This window comes from Streptomyces sp. NRRL S-455 (assembly GCF_000717875.1).
Classification (GTDB): domain Bacteria; phylum Actinomycetota; class Actinomycetes; order Streptomycetales; family Streptomycetaceae; genus Streptomyces.
This window is the reverse complement of sequence record NZ_JOCT01000006.1, coordinates 12,180-28,640: the sequence shown is the minus strand read 5'-3', so window position 1 is coordinate 28,640 and position 16,461 is coordinate 12,180. Positions and strand designations below refer to the sequence as shown.

13 protein-coding genes and 1 pseudogene are annotated in these 16,461 nt (G+C 71.9%); 4 read left to right on the top strand and 10 right to left on the bottom strand.

Annotated features, from left to right (window positions below; translation table 11 throughout):
- Positions 1 to 76: 76 nt before the first annotated feature.
- Positions 77 to 1,012, bottom strand: coding sequence for an NADP-dependent oxidoreductase (locus tag IE97_RS0110715; RefSeq protein ID WP_030235564.1), 936 nt, complete (start codon positions 1,010 to 1,012; stop codon positions 77 to 79).
- 139 nt (positions 1,013 to 1,151) lie between these two features.
- Between IE97_RS0110715 and IE97_RS0110710 the strand changes: the two genes are divergently transcribed.
- Both IE97_RS0110710 and IE97_RS0110705 read left to right on the top strand, forming a co-directional pair.
- Positions 1,152 to 2,441: a helix-turn-helix transcriptional regulator gene (locus IE97_RS0110710; RefSeq protein ID WP_030235562.1), complete on the top strand. Its 1,290-nt coding sequence runs from the start codon at positions 1,152 to 1,154 to the stop codon at positions 2,439 to 2,441.
- A gap of 96 nt (positions 2,442 to 2,537) precedes the next feature.
- Positions 2,538 to 3,329, top strand: a pseudogene (locus IE97_RS0110705) (phosphorothioated DNA-binding restriction endonuclease); the annotation flags it as partial.
- 61 nt (positions 3,330 to 3,390) lie between these two features.
- Here IE97_RS0110705 and IE97_RS0110700 read toward each other — a convergent pair.
- The 4 genes from IE97_RS0110700 to IE97_RS0110685 form a co-directional block, all read right to left on the bottom strand.
- A complete protein-coding gene (locus IE97_RS0110700; protein ID WP_030235557.1) occupies positions 3,391 to 3,960 on the bottom strand; it encodes a DM13 domain-containing protein in 570 nt (189 codons plus the stop codon).
- A gap of 149 nt (positions 3,961 to 4,109) precedes the next feature.
- Positions 4,110 to 4,520: a hypothetical protein gene (locus IE97_RS0110695; protein WP_030235554.1), complete on the bottom strand. Its 411-nt coding sequence runs from the start codon at positions 4,518 to 4,520 to the stop codon at positions 4,110 to 4,112.
- Between the two features lie 72 nt (positions 4,521 to 4,592).
- Positions 4,593 to 5,300 (bottom strand): TIGR03943 family putative permease subunit, encoded by a 708-nt coding sequence (locus IE97_RS0110690; RefSeq protein ID WP_030235551.1) that lies wholly within the window; start codon positions 5,298 to 5,300, stop codon positions 4,593 to 4,595.
- Positions 5,297 to 6,385: a permease gene (locus IE97_RS0110685; protein ID WP_078603180.1), complete on the bottom strand. Its 1,089-nt coding sequence runs from the start codon at positions 6,383 to 6,385 to the stop codon at positions 5,297 to 5,299. Before IE97_RS0110685 ends, IE97_RS0110690 begins: the two co-directional genes overlap by 4 nt.
- 176 nt (positions 6,386 to 6,561) lie before the next feature.
- Between IE97_RS0110685 and IE97_RS0110680 the strand changes: the two genes are divergently transcribed.
- Entirely contained in the window at positions 6,562 to 8,466 is a 1,905-nt protein-coding gene (locus IE97_RS0110680; protein WP_030235544.1) for a potassium channel family protein, read from the top strand.
- A 267-nt stretch (positions 8,467 to 8,733) separates the two neighbouring features.
- Here IE97_RS0110680 and IE97_RS0110675 read toward each other — a convergent pair whose 3' ends face one another.
- Positions 8,734 to 10,602 carry a prolyl oligopeptidase family serine peptidase gene (locus IE97_RS0110675; RefSeq protein WP_030235541.1) on the bottom strand — a complete coding sequence of 623 codons (1,869 nt, stop codon included), beginning with the start codon at positions 10,600 to 10,602 and terminating at the stop codon, positions 8,734 to 8,736.
- 186 nt (positions 10,603 to 10,788) lie between these two features.
- Between IE97_RS0110675 and IE97_RS0110670 the strand changes: the two genes are divergently transcribed.
- On the top strand, positions 10,789 to 11,577 hold the full coding sequence (locus tag IE97_RS0110670) for an SURF1 family protein (RefSeq protein WP_324605885.1): 789 nt from the start codon (positions 10,789 to 10,791) through the stop codon (positions 11,575 to 11,577).
- A gap of 96 nt (positions 11,578 to 11,673) precedes the next feature.
- Here IE97_RS0110670 and IE97_RS0110665 read toward each other — a convergent pair whose 3' ends face one another.
- The 4 genes from IE97_RS0110665 to IE97_RS0110650 form a co-directional block, all read right to left on the bottom strand.
- Positions 11,674 to 12,735, bottom strand: a complete 1,062-nt coding sequence (locus IE97_RS0110665) for a hypothetical protein (RefSeq protein WP_030235534.1) — start codon at positions 12,733 to 12,735, stop codon at positions 11,674 to 11,676.
- 116 nt (positions 12,736 to 12,851) lie between these two features.
- The gene (locus IE97_RS0110660; protein WP_010032008.1) at positions 12,852 to 13,427 is read right to left on the bottom strand and encodes a SigE family RNA polymerase sigma factor; all 576 of its coding nucleotides are present in this window, start codon (positions 13,425 to 13,427) and stop codon (positions 12,852 to 12,854) included.
- A gap of 484 nt (positions 13,428 to 13,911) precedes the next feature.
- A complete protein-coding gene (locus IE97_RS0110655) occupies positions 13,912 to 14,988 on the bottom strand; it encodes an aspartate-semialdehyde dehydrogenase (protein ID WP_030235527.1) in 1,077 nt (358 codons plus the stop codon).
- Positions 14,988 to 16,265 (bottom strand): aspartate kinase, encoded by a 1,278-nt coding sequence (locus IE97_RS0110650; RefSeq protein WP_030235524.1) that lies wholly within the window; start codon positions 16,263 to 16,265, stop codon positions 14,988 to 14,990. Before IE97_RS0110650 ends, IE97_RS0110655 begins: the two co-directional genes overlap by 1 nt.
- Positions 16,266 to 16,461: the final 196 nt, after the last annotated feature.

Below are 16,461 nucleotides of genomic sequence, written 5' to 3'. Positions count from 1 at the left end.
GCTGATGAACTCCTTCTCCGAGTACGTGTTGAGCAGCGTGTCCGGACCGGGAAGGATGGCTGGAGCCGTGGACGGGTCAGACGGTGACGACGACTTTGCCCCGTGAGTACCGGCCCGACGCGAACTCGGCGAGGGCCCTGGGGGCGTCGTCCAGGGGGTAGGTGGCCGCGACCTCGACGGACAGGGTGCCCGCGGCGACGCGCTCGGCGAGACGCTGCAGCTTCCCTTCGGGCGCCGACATCCGCACGTACACGACGGTGATGTCGCGGTCGAAGGTCTCTGGGCCCATCAGTGTGGACAGCAGCCGACCGCCGTCCTTGACCGCGTCCGCCGTGTCCAGGAGGGCGGGACCGCGATTGACGAGATCCAGTACGACGTCCAGCCGTCCGCCGGCCAGCCGCTGGGCCTCCTTCACCGGATCGGTCGAGGTGTAGTCGATGACGTCGTGCGCACCGAGGGAGCGCACGTAATCGGCGTCGGCGGGCGCAGCCGTGGCCAGCACCCGCAGACCCGCCTGCGCCGCCAGTTGCACGGTGAAGGAACCGACGCCGCCGGTGGCCCCGATGATCAGGATCGTCCGGCCGGCCTCGGCCTCGGCCGCCGCCATGTTGCACTCGGCGGTCAGGGAGGTGGCGGGCAGCGCGGCACCGCGCACCGCGTCCAGGCCCGTTGGCCGCTTGGCCACGTTCGGGCCCACTGCGACCGTCGTGTACTCGGCGATGGTGCCCGGGTGGAAGTGGGTGTAGGCCACCACGGCGTCGCCGATCTCGTAGCCCGCGACGCCCTCGCCGACGGCCTTCACGACTCCGGCGGCGTCCATGCCCACGACGAAGGGGTGCTCGACCGGCATCATGGCGCGCATCGCGCCGGTCACCAGGGCGCCGTCCAGAGGGTTCAGGCCCGCGGCTTCCACTTGTACGAGCAGCTCACCGGGGCCCGGACGGGGATCGGGCACTTCGGTGACGACGAGCTGGTCCAGCGGGCCGTAGGACGGGGCGACAAGTGCTTTCACGGGTCTTACTCCTCCACAGGTGGATGCGATGGGTCCAGCTTTGCGCCAGGGAGTGCGGCAGGTACCCGTCATTCCGGCCGGAACGGACTGCTCGAAAGAGCAGGCCGATGGCGGCGAACGCTCATTAGGGTGGGTGGTCATGGAAGCTGGTGACTGGTCGGACCCGGCGCAGGTGCTCGGCGCCGCGAAATCCGTACTCGAGGTGCCGCCGGAAGGCACCGCCGAGCGGCTGTCCGCGGTCCTCTCCGGGCCGCTGCCGCACCGGGCGCTGGCCGTCCTCACGGGTGACTGCTCGCGCTCGCCGATGCGCAGGGTCGGTGAGCCAGGTGTCGCCGACCGGATTTCCAGCGCGGAACTGGCCCGGCTGGCCGGCGCGGTGGACGTCGGTATGCCGCGCTTCGCCGTCGCCCTCATCGGTGGGGAGGAGCGCCGCGTGCTGTCCGTGGCCTCCGCCCCGCATCAGCGCTCCGGGGCGCTGCTGGCCGTCGTGATGACGGACGGCCACGAACCGGCCCCGGGCACCCGGCAGTTGGTGCAGCAGCTGTGGGACATCATCTCGCTTCAGCTGTCCGGGTACGCGGCGCAGGCCCACCCCGTCCCGCTGGCCGGGAACCGGATAGCAGCCCAGGAACGGGCCAGGGTCATCGCCGAGTTGACCGACGCGCACACGGCGGCGCTGTCCGCGCTCCTCGGTGCGCTGCGCTCCCGCACGCTCGACGACGCAGCCGCCCGGCGTACGGCCGCGGACATCGCGGTCTCCGCGCTCATCGAGCTGCGCGCCGCCGGAGATCTCGACCGGTCCCTCACCGAGGAGACCGGGCAAGGGGCCTTCGCCCGCCTTGAAGAACGTCTCGCCCCTCTCACCAGATACAGCGAGGTGACCCTCGAGCTCGTTCCTCCGGATCCCGGTCTGCGAACGCGCCTGCTTCCCAGCGACATCGCCCATGCCGCGCGTGCTGTCGCACGGGGCGGCGTGCTGCTGATGCTGGAACAGGACGGGATCGGCCGTATCCGCGTCCAGTGGAAACTCACCGGTGCCGGGCTGCTGATCTCCCTCCGGGACGACGGGCCCGGAGGGCTCGCGGCGGACGCGCTCACCATGCACCGGCTCGCGGACCGGGTCGCGTCGCTCGGCGGCGAGGTGGCCCTCGACGCGGTGCCGGGCTGGGGCACGCACATCACCGTCGAACTGCCGCTTACCGCCCGGGAGGCCCCGTCGGCCGACGCCCTGCATGCCCTGAACCCGCGCGAACTGCAGGTTCTCGAGCAGATCACCGAGGGACACCGCAACCGGAACATCGCCGAAGCGCTGCAGATCAGCGAACACACCGTGAAGTACCACGTCCGCAACATTCTGGAGAAGCTGAAGGTCGATTCACGTGGCGAGGCCGCCGCCCTGGCCCGGGGGGCACGGCGCTCACTGGTGTGACCCGGTACGAGGGCGGGGGCGGCCGCGCCACGAGCCGCTTCGGCTTCGATCGCACTGCTTCAACCCGGCAGCTGACGCCGGCCCAGGTCCTTGTGCCAGGCCGACGCCGAAGGCGAGTTGCGCTACAGCGCGGTGGAGGCCGATCTGAAGCACCTGCTGGCGGAGTACGGCCCCGCGCGCGGGTCCACCCCCGCCTACCCCCTCCACCACCTGGCCAACGACGAGGTGTGGGAGGTGCGCACCGACCGCGGTCCCGGCAGCCCCGGCACCGCTGTCACGGAACTGCGGGCCAGCGGAGCCACCGGGCGCCTGGCCCCCGGCCTGCGCGCGGCACTGCACCGCGAGCCCTCACTCCTGGGCCGCATGGCCAGGGTCCTGCTGGACATGCATTTCCCACCCTCGCTCCACCCGGACCTGTGCGATGCGGTGGGCCTGGAACTGGAGCCGGCGGAGACCGACGCCCTCACCGCCCTCGAGCGACGCCGGCGCGACCGCCGTATGCGGGAGTTGGTCCTGACCGCCTACGAGTGCCAATGCGCCTTCTGCGGTTACGACGGCATGATCGGCAGCGCGCCCGTTGCGCTGGAGGCCGCACACGTGCGCTGGTGGGCCTACGACGGCCCGGACGACGTCGGCAACGGACTGTGCCTGTGCTCCCTGCACCACAAGCCCTTCGACAAAGGCGTCCTCGGCATAGGCGACAGCCACCGCGTCCTGGTCTCCCAGCACTTCGTCGGTCGCAGCGCCACCGCCCGCGATCGGGTAACCGCACTCGCCGGCCGCCCGCTCATCGGCCCCCAGCCCGGCATTCGGCCCGTCGCGGCAACCCACCGCACCTGGCACACGAGCCAGGTCTTCAAGGGCTCCCCACGCCCGAGCGCCGCTTGACTTCGTGTCGGACTCTGGTTCGACGGGTCCAGCTCGACCGCGTGAGAACTCCGCCTTCGGCTCAGGTACGGGCGAGTTCCGCGGCGCCGAAGGAGACGTCGAAGCGGTCGCACCAGATGCTGACGCTGCTGTAGCGGGCCGAGTCCACGCCTTCGGGCAGGGCGTAGTTCTGGCTGCCCTTGTTGCCCTTGAGCTTGCCTAGGCTGACGTACTTCCCATCGTCGAAGACGTGCCAGCCGGCCTGACCTTCCCTGACCGGTGCGTCGGTCAGCCACACGCGCAGGTCGGGACCGTTGCTGGTGTCGAGGTTCTCCAGCCGCACAGTGTGGGTGCCGTCGGCCAGGCGCAGCAGCCGCACCGTGCCGGAGGTCTCGTGCTCGTGGCTGATCAGTTCGCCGCGCGCCAGCGTCACCGATCCGGCCGGGGCCGGCGGGGAGGGTTTTCTGGACGACGGCGCCTCGGCAGGCGTCTTCGAGGCGTCCACGGTCACGGGCAGCGCCTCCTGGACCGTCTCGTCCTGCCACAGCTTCCACGGCTGGAACCAGTACAGCCCGAAACCGGCTCCGGCGACCGCCATCACCAGCACGCCGACCGTCAACGTCCTGCCTCGCGCGCGTCGTTCCCGCCCCATAGCCCCTGCCCTCCCGAGGAGTGATTCGTCTCTCGACCATTCAACGGGCGGGGCGGCCGTCGTGGGCTGCCTGGCCGATGACGAATTCCTTACGGCTCACCGGGATGAGCTGGGTGGCCACCGGTGGCGCTGCCGCTGTGGCAGTGCCGCTAGGACAGCAGCCCGGCCAGCGTGCCCGCCAGGGTGAGGGTGAGGAAGAGCGCGCCCCAGGCCATCGCGTGGCGTATGGAGCGGTACTTGAGCCAGGCGGCGCGGGAGAGAGTCTCCGGCCGGGTCTCGTCGGCCGTGCCCGGCCCGGGCCTCGCGGCCAGGCTCAGGAGGACGAGGGAGGGGGCGCAGGCCGCGCAGCCGGTCCATACGAGGAGCTGGGGTACCACGGCGTACTGAGCGGGCGTGATGACGCCGACGGTGATCGCGCCGAGGAGGGTGGTCAGGGCCGCGCCGAGGACGGCCAGGGTCAGTCCGGCCCGGCTGTCGGCCTTCGCGAGTTTCTCGCGGGCCTCGGCCAGCAGCGCCCGATTCGGTTCCGTCGCCGCTCGCTCGCCTTCGAGTGTGGTCATGCGTGCGTCGCCCTCCCCTCGCGGTTCAGCGGCTTTCCCGAGTACCCGGGAAGAGGTGTGTCACGCCGGAGTTCACGTGTTCCCCGTCTCGTCGTAGGGGTCGGTCGGCGCGGGAACCGGCTTGGCCCTGGTGACCTCGAGGTACGGGATCGGACCGTCGTTGACCGGGTCCTTGGTCCGGCGGGGCGTGTAACGGCCGGTGATCTCCAGCCAGGTGTCCGGGGCGAGGACCGGGGGCAGGTTGCCGGTCAGGGCGATCTTGACCGGCTGGGCGTCCGCCGCGCAGCAGTTGAGGCCCATGCGGACCAGGTGGGGGGCGCCGGAGCGGTCCAGTGTGACGAAGCCGGTGATCTTCAGCTCGCGGTCGCGGAGGGAGCGGCCCTCGTCGTAGACCGCGCGTCCGGCGTAGTCGGCCACACCGAGGCGGAAGGGGCCGTCGGCGGGGAGGTCCGGGAAGCCGAAGGGCTTGGTCAGGGCCGTGCCGGTGTGGGAGGCGCTGTAGGAGCCGAGGGCCGGCGGGGCGACCAGGATCAGGGCGAGGACGGGGAGGGCTAGGAGCCAGGAGATGCGGGGCTCGTGGTGGTGGTGCTGTCGCGAGTCCGCGCGGCGGCGGTCGTACCAGAGTGTGGCCGCCGCCGTCGCGATCAGGACGACGCCCGCGAGCAGGACCAGGGGGCGCAGGCCGGACTTGACGTAGCGCAGGTAGAGGTCGGTGGTGCCGGCGTGCAGGAGTGTCGCGCCGAGCAGGAAGAGGAGGGCCGACTGGGCCACGCGGTTCACAGCAGCACCGTTCCGGTCAGGGCCGACACGACGACGGCCAGGGCGAAGGTCGCGGGGGCGAAGCGCAGGGCGAAGGCGCGGCCGAAGGTGCCCGCCTGCATCGCGAAGAGCTTCAGGTCGATCATCGGCCCCACGACCAGGAACGTCAGACGGGCCGTCAGGGAGAACTGGGTGAGGGAGGCCGCCACGAAGGCGTCCGCCTCCGAGCAGATGGACAGCAGGACGGCGAGCGCCGCGAGGGCCAGCACCGAGAGCACCGGGTTGCCGGCTGCCGCTTGCAGCCACTCGGCCGGTACCACCGCCTTCAGCGTCGCCGCGGCCATGGCGCCGACCACCAGGAATCCGCCCGCGTGCATGACGTCGTGCCGCACGGAGCCCCAGAAGGCGGCCCCCTTGCCCTGGTTCTCGTCCGTCGTCCTGGCCGGGGGCCGCAGCCAGTCCGTGCGGCCGAGGCGGTGCCAGAGCCAGCCCATCGCGCAGGCCACGAGCAGGCTCGCCACGAAGCGGGCCAGCACCATCTCCGGGTCGCCGGGGAAGGCCACGGCCGTCGCCGTCAGCACGATCGGGTTGATGGCGGGTGCGGAGAGGAGGAAGGCCAGGGCCGCGGCGGGGGTGACCCCTCGGCGGACCAGGGCTCCGGCGACCGGCACCGACGCGCATTCGCATCCCGGCAGGACGGCGCCGGCCGCGCCCGCGACCGGGACCGCCAGGGCCGGGCGTTTCGGCAGCGCCCGGGCGAAGAAGGACGGCGGTACGAACACCGCGATCGCCGCCGACAGCAGCACTCCGAGCACCAGGAACGGCAGCGCCTGGACCATGACCGCGACGAACACCGTCATCCAGCTCTGCATCACCGGTGCGGACAGGGCGGCGCGGATGGGGTCCTGGAGCATCACGGCCGTGAGGAGAAGGAGGGTGAGGAGGAGGGGTGGGTTGAGGTGCCTGCCGTCTTCCGGCCCGTCGGCCGATGACGATTCCGGCCCGTCGCCCGGGGACCATGCCGGTCCGTCGCCCGATGCCGGCTTGGTGGGCTCGTTCCCGGGGGTCTCGTCGGTTGCCTGCGGGGCGGGTTTCGTGGTGGCCACGGGCCCGGTACCTCCGGTCGTGCGCACGGGTATTGCCTCCCCTTCCATACGGCCGGGTACCGGCGGCCGTTCAGCCACCGCTGTTCCGTTCTGGCACCAGCCGCACCGGTGAGGCAGTCTTCTCCCTTGTGGGGAGCGTTCCGAACCAAGGTCAGCCAGGTGATCCGGCCACGCACATGATCGTGTGCGGTGACGACGGGCTCGCGCACCGGCTGGCCGCCGAACTCCGAGGCGTCTACGGCGAACAGGTCACACTCGTCGTGCCGCCCTCGGGGCGCCGGGTGCGGCAGCCGGTGGTCGGACGGGCCCGTGCCGCCTCGGCGGCCCTGATCGACCGGGTCAGCGCTGCCGTCAACCGGGCGGGCGCGGGGGGTGCCGCGGGCGGAGCCGAACCGTCCGCGATCGAGCAGGTGGTCGAGGCCGCCGAGGTCACCGAGGCGGTGCTCACCGACGTGGGCGCCGACCGGGCCGCGGCGCTGGCGCTCGTGTACGACGACGACGAGACCAACATCCGCGCCGCCCTCACCGCCCGTCGGCTCAACCCCCGTCTCAGGCTCGTACTCCGGCTCTACAACCGGCGGTTGGGTCAGCACATAGAGGAACTGCTCGACCAGACGGCCGCGGTGGCCTCCGGGACGGAACCGGGTGCGGGACTCGACACCTCGACGACCGTGCTGTCCGACGCCGACACGGCCGCGCCCGCGCTGGCCGCCACGGCCCTGGTCGGCACCAGCAAGGTCGTACAGGCCGAGGGGCTCTTCCTGCGGGCCGTGGAGCGGCAACCGCCGCGGCCGGGTGAGGTGGCCGACCCGGGCCTGTGCACCCTGGCGCTGCTGTCGGCGACGAGCAACGACCCTGCGGGCGCGGACGGTTCCGAGGGCAGCGGGGAACAGGGGCCGCAGTTGCTGCCGGACGAGACGGCGGTGGCGGCGGCGACCGGGCGCGGGACGGTGGTCCTGGAGCAGGTGTCGTACTCCGGGCCGTCACTGCCCGCCGGACGGGGCGGTGTGCCGCCGTTCGCCTCGCTGTTCTCGCGTCGGCTGCGATGGTCCCTGGCGGGGCTGGTGGGGTGTGTGCTCGCGCTCGCCGTCGCGTTGACGATCGTGACCGGTGAGGATCCGCTGTACGCGACGTACGTGACCCTGCTCGATCTGTTCGGCATCAACGATCCCGCGTTCCACGAGTCGACCGGTGAGCAGGTGCTTCAACTGCTGTCGGGGCTGGTCGGGTTGCTGCTGCTGCCGGTGCTGCTTGCCGCCGTGCTGGAAGCGCTGGGCACGTTCCGCAGTGCGTCCGCGTTGCGGAAGCCGCCGCGAGGGCTCGGCGGGCATGTGGTGCTGCTCGGGCTCGGGAAGATCGGGACGCGGGTGCTGACGCGGTTGCGCGAGCTGAACACTCCCGTGGTGTGCGTGGAGGCCGATCCGGAGGCGCGGGGGATCGCCACGGCACGGCGGCTGCGGGTGCCGGTGGTGATCGGGGACGTCACGCAGGAAGGCGTGCTGGAGGCCGCGAAGATCCATCGCGCGCATGCGCTGCTGGCGCTGACCAGCGCCGACACCACGAACCTGGAGGCCTCGCTGTACGCCAGGTCCGTACGGCCCGACCTGCGGGTGGTGCTGCGGCTGTACGACGACGACTTCGCGACGGCCGTGTACCGGACGCTGCGGGCCGCGCACCCGTTCGCGCTCACCCGGAGCCGGAGCGTTTCCCATCTGGCCGCGCCCGCGTTCGCCGGGGCGATGATGGGGCGGCAGATCCTGGGGGCGATCCCGGTGGAGCGGCGGGTGCTGCTGTTCGCGGAGGTGGATGTGGCCGGGCATCCGCAGCTGGAGGGGCGGACGGTGGGTGAGGCGTTCCGGGCCGGGGCGTGGCGGGTGCTGGCGCTCAACACGGCGCCCTCCGGGGGGCGGCGCGGTGACGCGGAGGGCGCGGAGGAGGCCAGGGTGCCGGCTTCGGGGCTGGTGTGGGATCTGCCTCCTACGTATGTGCTGGGTGCTGGGGACCGGGTGCTGCTGGCGGCGACTCGGCGGGGGCTTGCGGAGTTGCTGGGGCGGAGGCGGCGGGAGCGGGCGGGGGCGTGACGCCGAGCGGTGCTTCTCAACGCTCGGCGTTACAAGGTGCCCGGCGTCGGTCTGAGGCCGGGGCGCTGCGCAACCCGGGCGCTACGGGGTGCCGCCCGCCCACCTTCCCCCAAGCTCTCGGCTTCGCTCGAGCAGGGGGCCCCATCGCCCCAGCGGCACGACTGCCCGCGGGTAGCGCGCGGCGGGTTGACGTCCCCAAGGGGCGCGGGGAACTGCGCGATCAGCCACGACGCACCCGCAGCCGCCACACCGCCCCCGCCTTCCGAGCTACTGGGCGCTCCCCCGCCTCTTCAGGTGCCTCTCCGCGAACTCCAGCTCCAGCCGCACCTGCTTGATCCGCTCGTCCACCACCAGCGACCCGTGCCCGGCGTCGTACCGGTACACCTCGTGAACCGCCCCCCTCGCCTCGAGCCGTTTGACGTAGTTCTCGATCTGCCGGATGGGGCAGCGGGGGTCGTTGACGCCGGCCGAGATGTACACCGGGGCCTTGACCTGGTCGACGTACGTGATCGGGGACGACGCCTCGAAACGGTCGGGCACCTCCTCGGGCGTGCCGCCGAGGAGCGTGCGGTCCATCGCCTTCAGCGCTTCCATCTCGTCGTGGTACGCCGTGACGTAGTCGGCGACGGGTACCGCGGCGATGCCGAGCGTCCACGCGTCGGGCTGGACGCCGAGGCCGAGGAGGGTCAGGTAGCCGCCCCAGGAGCCGCCCGTGAGGACGAGGCGGTCGGGGTCGGCGAGGCCGGAGGTGACGGCCCATTCGCGGACCGCGGCGATGTCCTCGAGCTCGATGAGGCCGACGCGGTGCTTCAGGGCGTCCGTCCAGGCGCGGCCGTAGCCCGTGGAGCCGCGGTAGTTGACACGGATCACCGCGTAACCGTGGTCGACCCAGGCCGCCGGGCCCGCCGCGAAGGAGTCGCTGTCGTGCCAGGTCGGGCCGCCGTGGATGTCGAAGACCGTGGGGAGCGGGCCGGTGGAGCCCGCGGGCTTCTGGACCAGTGCGTGGATGCGGCCCCCGGGGCCCTCCACCCACACGTCCTCCACCGGCACCGAGCCGGGCGACTTCATGCCGGGCGGGTCGAGCACCACACCGCCCGCCGTGGAGCGCACCGCCGACGGCTCGGCCGCCGAGGACCACAGGTACTCCACGCTGCCGTCGGGCCGGGCCGTGGCGCCGGAGACCGTGCCGGGCGGGGTCGGGATCTCCGTCAGGGCGCGGCTCGCCAGGTCGTAGCGGAACAGCTCGCTGCGGGCCTCGAAGCTGTGCGCGATGAGCAGACCGGTGCCGTCCGGGTACCACTCGGCGCTGACGTCGCCGGGAAGCTCCAGCGCCAGGTCGGTCTCCTCGCCGGTGGCGACGTCCCAGACGAGGGGCTCCCAGCGGCCTCGGCGCTGGTGGCCGATGAGGAGGCGGGTGTCGCCGTCGACGGGGGCGAAGCCGAGGACTTCCAGGCCGAGTTCACGCGTGCCGCCCTCGGTGTCGTCGAGGCCGGCGACCGCCGTGCCGTCGGGGCGCAGGACGCGCAGGGCCGAGTGCATCGCGTCGCCGTGCTCGGTGTGCTCGATGGCGATGAGCGAGCCGTCGTGGGAGAGGTCGCCGACGCCGGCCGACTCGCGGTGGCGGTAGATCTCCACCGGGTCCTCGCCGGTGCGGACCAGGTGGATGGTCGTGCCGTCCTCGTCCGTCGAGCGGCCCACCACCGCCGTACGGCCGTCGCGGCCGAGGGCGAGGCCCGCCGGGTAGGAGGCGGCGAGTCCCTCGGCGGCGAGTTCGTCCTCGCCACCCTTGAAGGGCTGGCGGCGCCAGACGCCGAACTCGTCGCCGTCCTTGTCGTCGAACCACCAGATCCACGCGCCGTCCGGCGACAGCACGCCGTCCGTCGTGCCGTTCGGCCGGTCGGTCACCTGGCGCTGTTCGCCGGTCGACCGGTCCCAGGCGTACAGCTCGTACGTCCCCGTCGCGTTCGACACGAACAGGGAGCGGTCGGGCGCGTCCTCCGCCCAGTCGGGCAGGGAGACCCGGGGCGCCCGGAAGCGCTTCTCCCAGTCCGGCATCCGCTCCTGCTGCCCCGCCTGTTCCACTCGCTCGTCCTGGTCCCGCGGATCGCGCGCGTCGGACCCGTTGCTCTCAGTCATGGCCCCAGTCTGCACGCCCTGGCCGACATTGCGCTGGCGAGGTCCTCAGCCTGTGGACAACCTCCACCGGTCCCCCCTTTCCAGTGGGTCGGCAGGGGCTGAAAGCGCGTACTGAAACGGCGCCCGGGCCGCCGGGCGGGCCCACCCCGTGGCCGGGCCCGCCCGGCAGCCCCGTACCGTATGGGTGTGTACCGGTTTCTGCTGACGCCCCGATGGTGGGGGATCAACGTCTTCGTACTGTTGTCCATCCCCTTCTGCGTCTTCATGGGGTCCTGGCAGCTGGGCCGGTTCGAGGACCGTGTGCAGGACCACCGCACCGCGACCGAGCAGGTCTCCGCCGCCCGCGACGAGGCGCCCCGGCCGCTGGCCGAGCTCCTGCCGGTGACCAAGGCCACGTCCGGCAAGCAGGTCACCGCGACCGGCCGCTACGGCAAGCAGCTGCTGGTGCCCGGCCGGGAGCTCGACGGCAAGCAGGGCTTCTACGTCCTGACACTGCTGCGCACCGACTCCGGCGAGGCGCTGCCGGTGGTGCGCGGCTGGCTGCCGGGTGCCGCCGACGCGGACCGGGCGCCCGCCCCGCCCGGCGGTGAGGTGACCGTCACCGGTGCGCTCCAGGCGTCCGAGACGCCGGGCGACAACGGCGTCAGCGCACAGGGCGGCCTGCCGTCCGGGCAGACCGCGGCGATCAGCGCGGCGTCGCTCGTCAACCTGGTGCCGTACGACGTGTACGACGCGTGGGTCACGCTCGCCGAGGGCGACTCGGGCATGAAGGCCGTGCCCGCGAGCGCACCGCCGGACACGGGGCTCGACCTGAAGGCGTTCCAGAACCTCGGTTACACCGCCGAGTGGTTCGCCTTCGTCGGCTTCGTGATCTTCATGTGGTTCCGGTTGCTGCGCCGCGAGGTGGAGTTCGCGCGGGACGCGGCACTGGGCCTGGTCCCGGAGGAGGAGCAGCAGCGGGCGCCGGCCCTCTGACCGCGGCCCCGCTGTCGACCTACGAGCCCGGCTGCCGTCTCCGAACCCGGCTGCCGTCTCCGAACCCGGCTGCCGTCTCCGAACCCCGGCTGTCGCCTACGAACCCGCCAGTACACCCGTCCAGTACACGGTCCCGGCACACGCGTTGGTCACGGTGACGGAGCCCGCGCCCGAGCCGGTCGCCGGGGTGTACGTCACCGCCACGCTCCCGTCGACCGTGCCGTCCTCCCTGACCAGCTGCGGGGCCGTGCCCGTTTCGCCGCCGGTGGAGGTGCCGCCCGGGTCCGCGCTGTTCTCCGAGGGTGTGGGGGTGGGGCTGGGGTCGGAGCCGCCGACGCTGCCGCCGCCGCTGCTGCCGCCGGCCGGGGGGCAGGTCTCCGACGGGACCCAGGCGAACTTCACGTCGTAGGCGGCTCCCGGCGTGAGCACCAGCTGGGCCGCCTCCAGGGACGGGTCGGGCAGGCCGACCGCGGCGTCGCCGGCCACGTGCCGCGCCGTGCTGATCCTGGTGGCGTCGGCCGCGCCCTGCGGCAGCGCGCTCACCGAGCCGGGGCCGGTGACCGTGCAGCTCGCCCCGGAGACGTTGGTGACGCGGAAGGAGCCGTAGACCGCGCCGGTGGAGTCGGGGGCGGCGCTGCTTGCCGCGGCGGGGCCGAGCTGAGCCGCGGTGCACGCCTGGATGCCGGCGGCCGTGGTGGCGGACGGGTCGGCGCCCTGGGACGTGCCGGTGGAGGCGCCCGTGCCCGGACCCGTGCCCTTGCCCTTCTCCTTCTCCTTCTTGTCGCCCTTGTCCTTGCTCTCCGGCTTGCCGGCGGTGCCGCCCGGGGTGCTCTCACCGCCGTCCGGGCCCTTGCCCTCGCCGGCGCCGCCCTGGGTCTCGGAGGCGTGGCCTATGGCCGAGGGGTTGGCGTCGGAGCCGGTGGCGTTGGAGACGTGCACGAGAGCGGGGACGGCGGTGCCGATGAACAACGCGGCGGCGGCCACGCCGACGACGGCCTGCCGCTTGCGGGTCCGCCGCTGGGGCACCGCCTTCCGCAGGTATTCGAGGGTGCCGTCGCGCGGCTCCACGTCCTGTACCGCCTGCTGCAGCATCGTGCGCAGGTCCAGCTCGTCCGAGTCGGGCCTCTCGGGGCCCTGGTCGTCGGGGCCGTGGTTCACAGTTCCGTTCCCAGCGTGCGATTGCTTCGGATGGTGCGCGTGCAGCCTTGCCGGCTCGTGCCGCTCGATGGGCTCGGGCCCGTCGGGCCCGTCACGACGCTCGCCGCCTCCGCCGTTCATGCCGGCGCCTCCATGGCCAGCCGGAGCGCCGCGATGCCGCGCGAGCCGTAGGCCTTGACCGAGCCCAGGGATATGCCGAGGGTCTCGGCGACCTGCGCCTCGGTCATGTCCGCGAAGTAGCGCAGCACCAGCACCTCGCGCTGGCGGCGCTGCAGCCCCTTCATCGCCTTGATGAGGGAGTCTCGTTCCAGCTGGTCGTAGGCCCCTTCCTCGGCGCTGGCCATGTCGGGCATGGGCTTCGACAGCAGCTTCAGGCCGAGGATGCGGCGGCGCAGCGCGGAGCGCGAGAGGTTGACGACGGTCTGGCGCAGGTACGCCAGGGTCTTCTCGGGGTCGCGGACCCGCTTGCGGGCCGAGTGGACACGGATGAAGGCCTCCTGGACGACGTCCTCGCAGGAGGCCGTGTCGTCGAGGAGGAGGGCGGCGAGACCCAGCAGCGAGCGGTAGTGCGCGCGGTAGGTCTCGGTGAGGTGGTCGACGGTCGTACCGGCCGCGACACCGTCCTCGGCGCCGTCACGCTGGTTCGGTATGCGGGCCGGCCGCGCTGCGGGCACGGGCGCGATCACCGGCATGCCACCGGGCACGCGGGGTCGGAATGCCGCCGGACGGGGCGGTCGCAGGACCGTGCCGCGTGCCGCGCTGAAGTCGAGTACCTCTGCCACGCCTGTTGGACACGCTGACCCCCGTCAGGGTTGTACGTGCCGGGCATCACTTTCACGCCGACCGTCGCCGTCGACGGTCTACCCGCGTCAGGCAGCACATCCGATGGTGCATCAAATGCCCTCATGCGTCCCGCTCTTCCCTTATATCCAAATGTGAACGGACGTCCCCACGCCCGGTCCAGGCGTCCCCACGCCTGTTGAAGCGCTCCCACGGCCGAAGGGCGACCGCAAAGACGCTCCCCGCCCTCCGCACGGTTGCGGAGGGCGGGGAGGTAATTCTTTGCTGCCGAAGCGCCTGGGACAAGTGATCAGGCCATCGACCGGATCACATGCCCTACACAGATCCTACAAACCCCCTATGACACCGGTCCGGACTTTTCGGCGCCACGAAACTTCACGAAAGCTCGGCGGCCACCACTTCGGCGATCTGCGCGGTGTTGAGCGCGGAGCCCTTGCGCAGGTTGTCCCCGCACACGAAGAGCTCCAGGGCCGTGGGGTCGTCCAGCGCCCGGCGCACCCGGCCGACCCAGGCCGGGTCGGTGCCGACCACGTCGGCGGGGGTCGGGAACTCCCCGGCGGCCGGGTTGTCGAACAGCACGACCCCGGGCGCGGTGGCGAGGATCTCGCGGGCCTTGTCCACGGTGACCTCGCCCTCGAAGCGGGCGTGCACGGTCACCGAGTGCGCGGTGATCACCGGCACCCGGACACAGGTGACGGCCACCGGAAGGCGGGGCAGCCCGAGGATCTTGCGGGACTCGTCCCGGATCTTCAGCTCCTCCGAGGACCAGCCGTCCTCGCAGGCCGTACCGGTCCACGGCACGACGTTCAGCGCGACGGGCTCCGGGAACGGCCCGGTGCTGTCGCCCACGGCCCGCCGTACGTCACCGGGGCTGGTCCCCAGTTCCGTACCGGCGACCAGGGACAGCTGCTCCCGCAGCGTGGCCACGCCCGCGCGGCCGGCGCCGCTGGCCGCCTGGTAGGAGGAGACGACCAGCTCGCGCAGCCCGAACTCGGCGTGCAGAGCCCCCAGGGCGACGATCATGCAGAGCGTGGTGCAGCTGGGGTTGGCGATGATCCCGCGCGGGCGTCTGCGCACGGCGTGCGGGTTGACCTCGGGCACGACGAGCGGCACGTCCGGGTCCATCCGGAACGTGCCGGAGTTGTCGACCACCACCGCGCCCTTGGCGGCAGCCAGCGGCGCCCACCGCTCGGCGACCTCGTCGGGGACGTCGAACATGGCGACGTCGACCCCGTCGAAGGCCTCCTCGGTGAGCGCCACGACTTCGGTCTCCTCCCCGCGCACGGCCAGCTTGCGGCCGGCCGAGCGCGGGGAGGCGATCAGTCGGATCTCGCCCCAGATGTCCGCCCGCTGGGACAGGATGCGAAGCATGACCGTGCCGACGGCTCCGGTCGCTCCCACCACGGCGAGCGTGGGCCGGCCTGATCGGCCCGTCTGCCCGGGTCCGGCCATCAGCGGCCGGTGCCTCCGTAGACGACGGCCTCGTCGCTGTCGGAGTCGAGCCCGAACGCGGTGTGCACGGCGCGGACGGCCTCGGGGACGTCGTCGGCACGCGTGACGACCGAGATGCGGATCTCGGAGGTCGAGATCAGCTCGATGTTCACACCCGCGTCGGACAGGGCCGTGAAGAAGTCGGCCGTGACACCCGGGTTGGTCTTCATACCCGCGCCGACCAGCGAGATCTTGCCGATCTGGTCGTCGTAGCGCAGCGAGTCGAAGCCGATGGCGGCCTTGTTCTTCTCCAGCGCGTCGATGGCCTTGCGGCCCTCGGTCTTCGGCAGCGTGAAGGAGATGTCCGTCAGCCCCGTGGAGGCGGCGGACACGTTCTGCACGACCATGTCGAGGTTGATCTCGGCGTTGGCGATCGCGCGGAAGATCGAGGCCGCCTCGCCCGGCTTGTCCGGCACACCGACGACCGTGACCTTGGCCTCGGAGGTGTCGTGCGCGACACCCGAGATGAGAGCCTGCTCCACCTGCTTGTCCCCTTGCTTGATCGGCTCGCTGCTGACCCAGGTGCCCTGAAGTCCGCTGAAGCTGGACCGGACGTGGATCGGGATGTTGTACCGGCGTGCGTACTCCACGCAGCGGTGGAGCAGCACCTTCGACCCGGACGCCGCCAGTTCGAGCATGTCCTCGAAGGAGATCCAGTCGATCTTCTTCGCCTTCTTCACCACGCGCGGGTCGGCGGTGAACACGCCGTCGACGTCGGTGTAGATCTCACAGACGTCGGCGTCAAGGGCGGCGGCGAGGGCCACTGCCGTGGTGTCGGAGCCACCGCGACCGAGCGTGGTGATGTCCTTGGTGTCCTGGCTGACGCCCTGGAAACCCGCCACGATCGCGATGTTGCCCTCGTCCACCGAGGTCTTGATCCGGCCCGGCGTGACGTCGATGATCCGGGCCTTGTTGTGGACCGAGTCGGTGATGACACCCGCCTGGCTGCCGGTGAACGACTGGGCCTCGTGGCCCAGCTTTTTGATCGCCATGGCCAGCAGTGCCATGGAGATCCGCTCTCCGGCGGTCAGCAGCATGTCGAGCTCGCGCCCGGCAGGCATCGGGGAAACCTGCTCGGCGAGATCGATCAGCTCGTCCGTCGTGTCGCCCATCGCGGAAACGACGGCAACCACCTGGTTGCCGTTCTGCTTCGCTTCCACGATCCGCTTGGCGACGCGCTTGATGCCCTCGGCATCGGCTACGGAGGAGCCTCCGTACTTCTGCACGACAAGGCCCACGTGCGCTCCTCGCTCAATCCGTCTCTATCCGCTCATACGCCTTCGTACTGCGGTCGGCTCAGTCTAGCGAGCGTCCGAAATCCACTTCCGCGATATCGCATGGTGAGATTTCCGGGGTACTCGCTCAGGGCTGCTCATGCCCATCTGGGCACGGGACACGCGGAAAAGTGCCCGGCGTCACAATCGCACACGGACC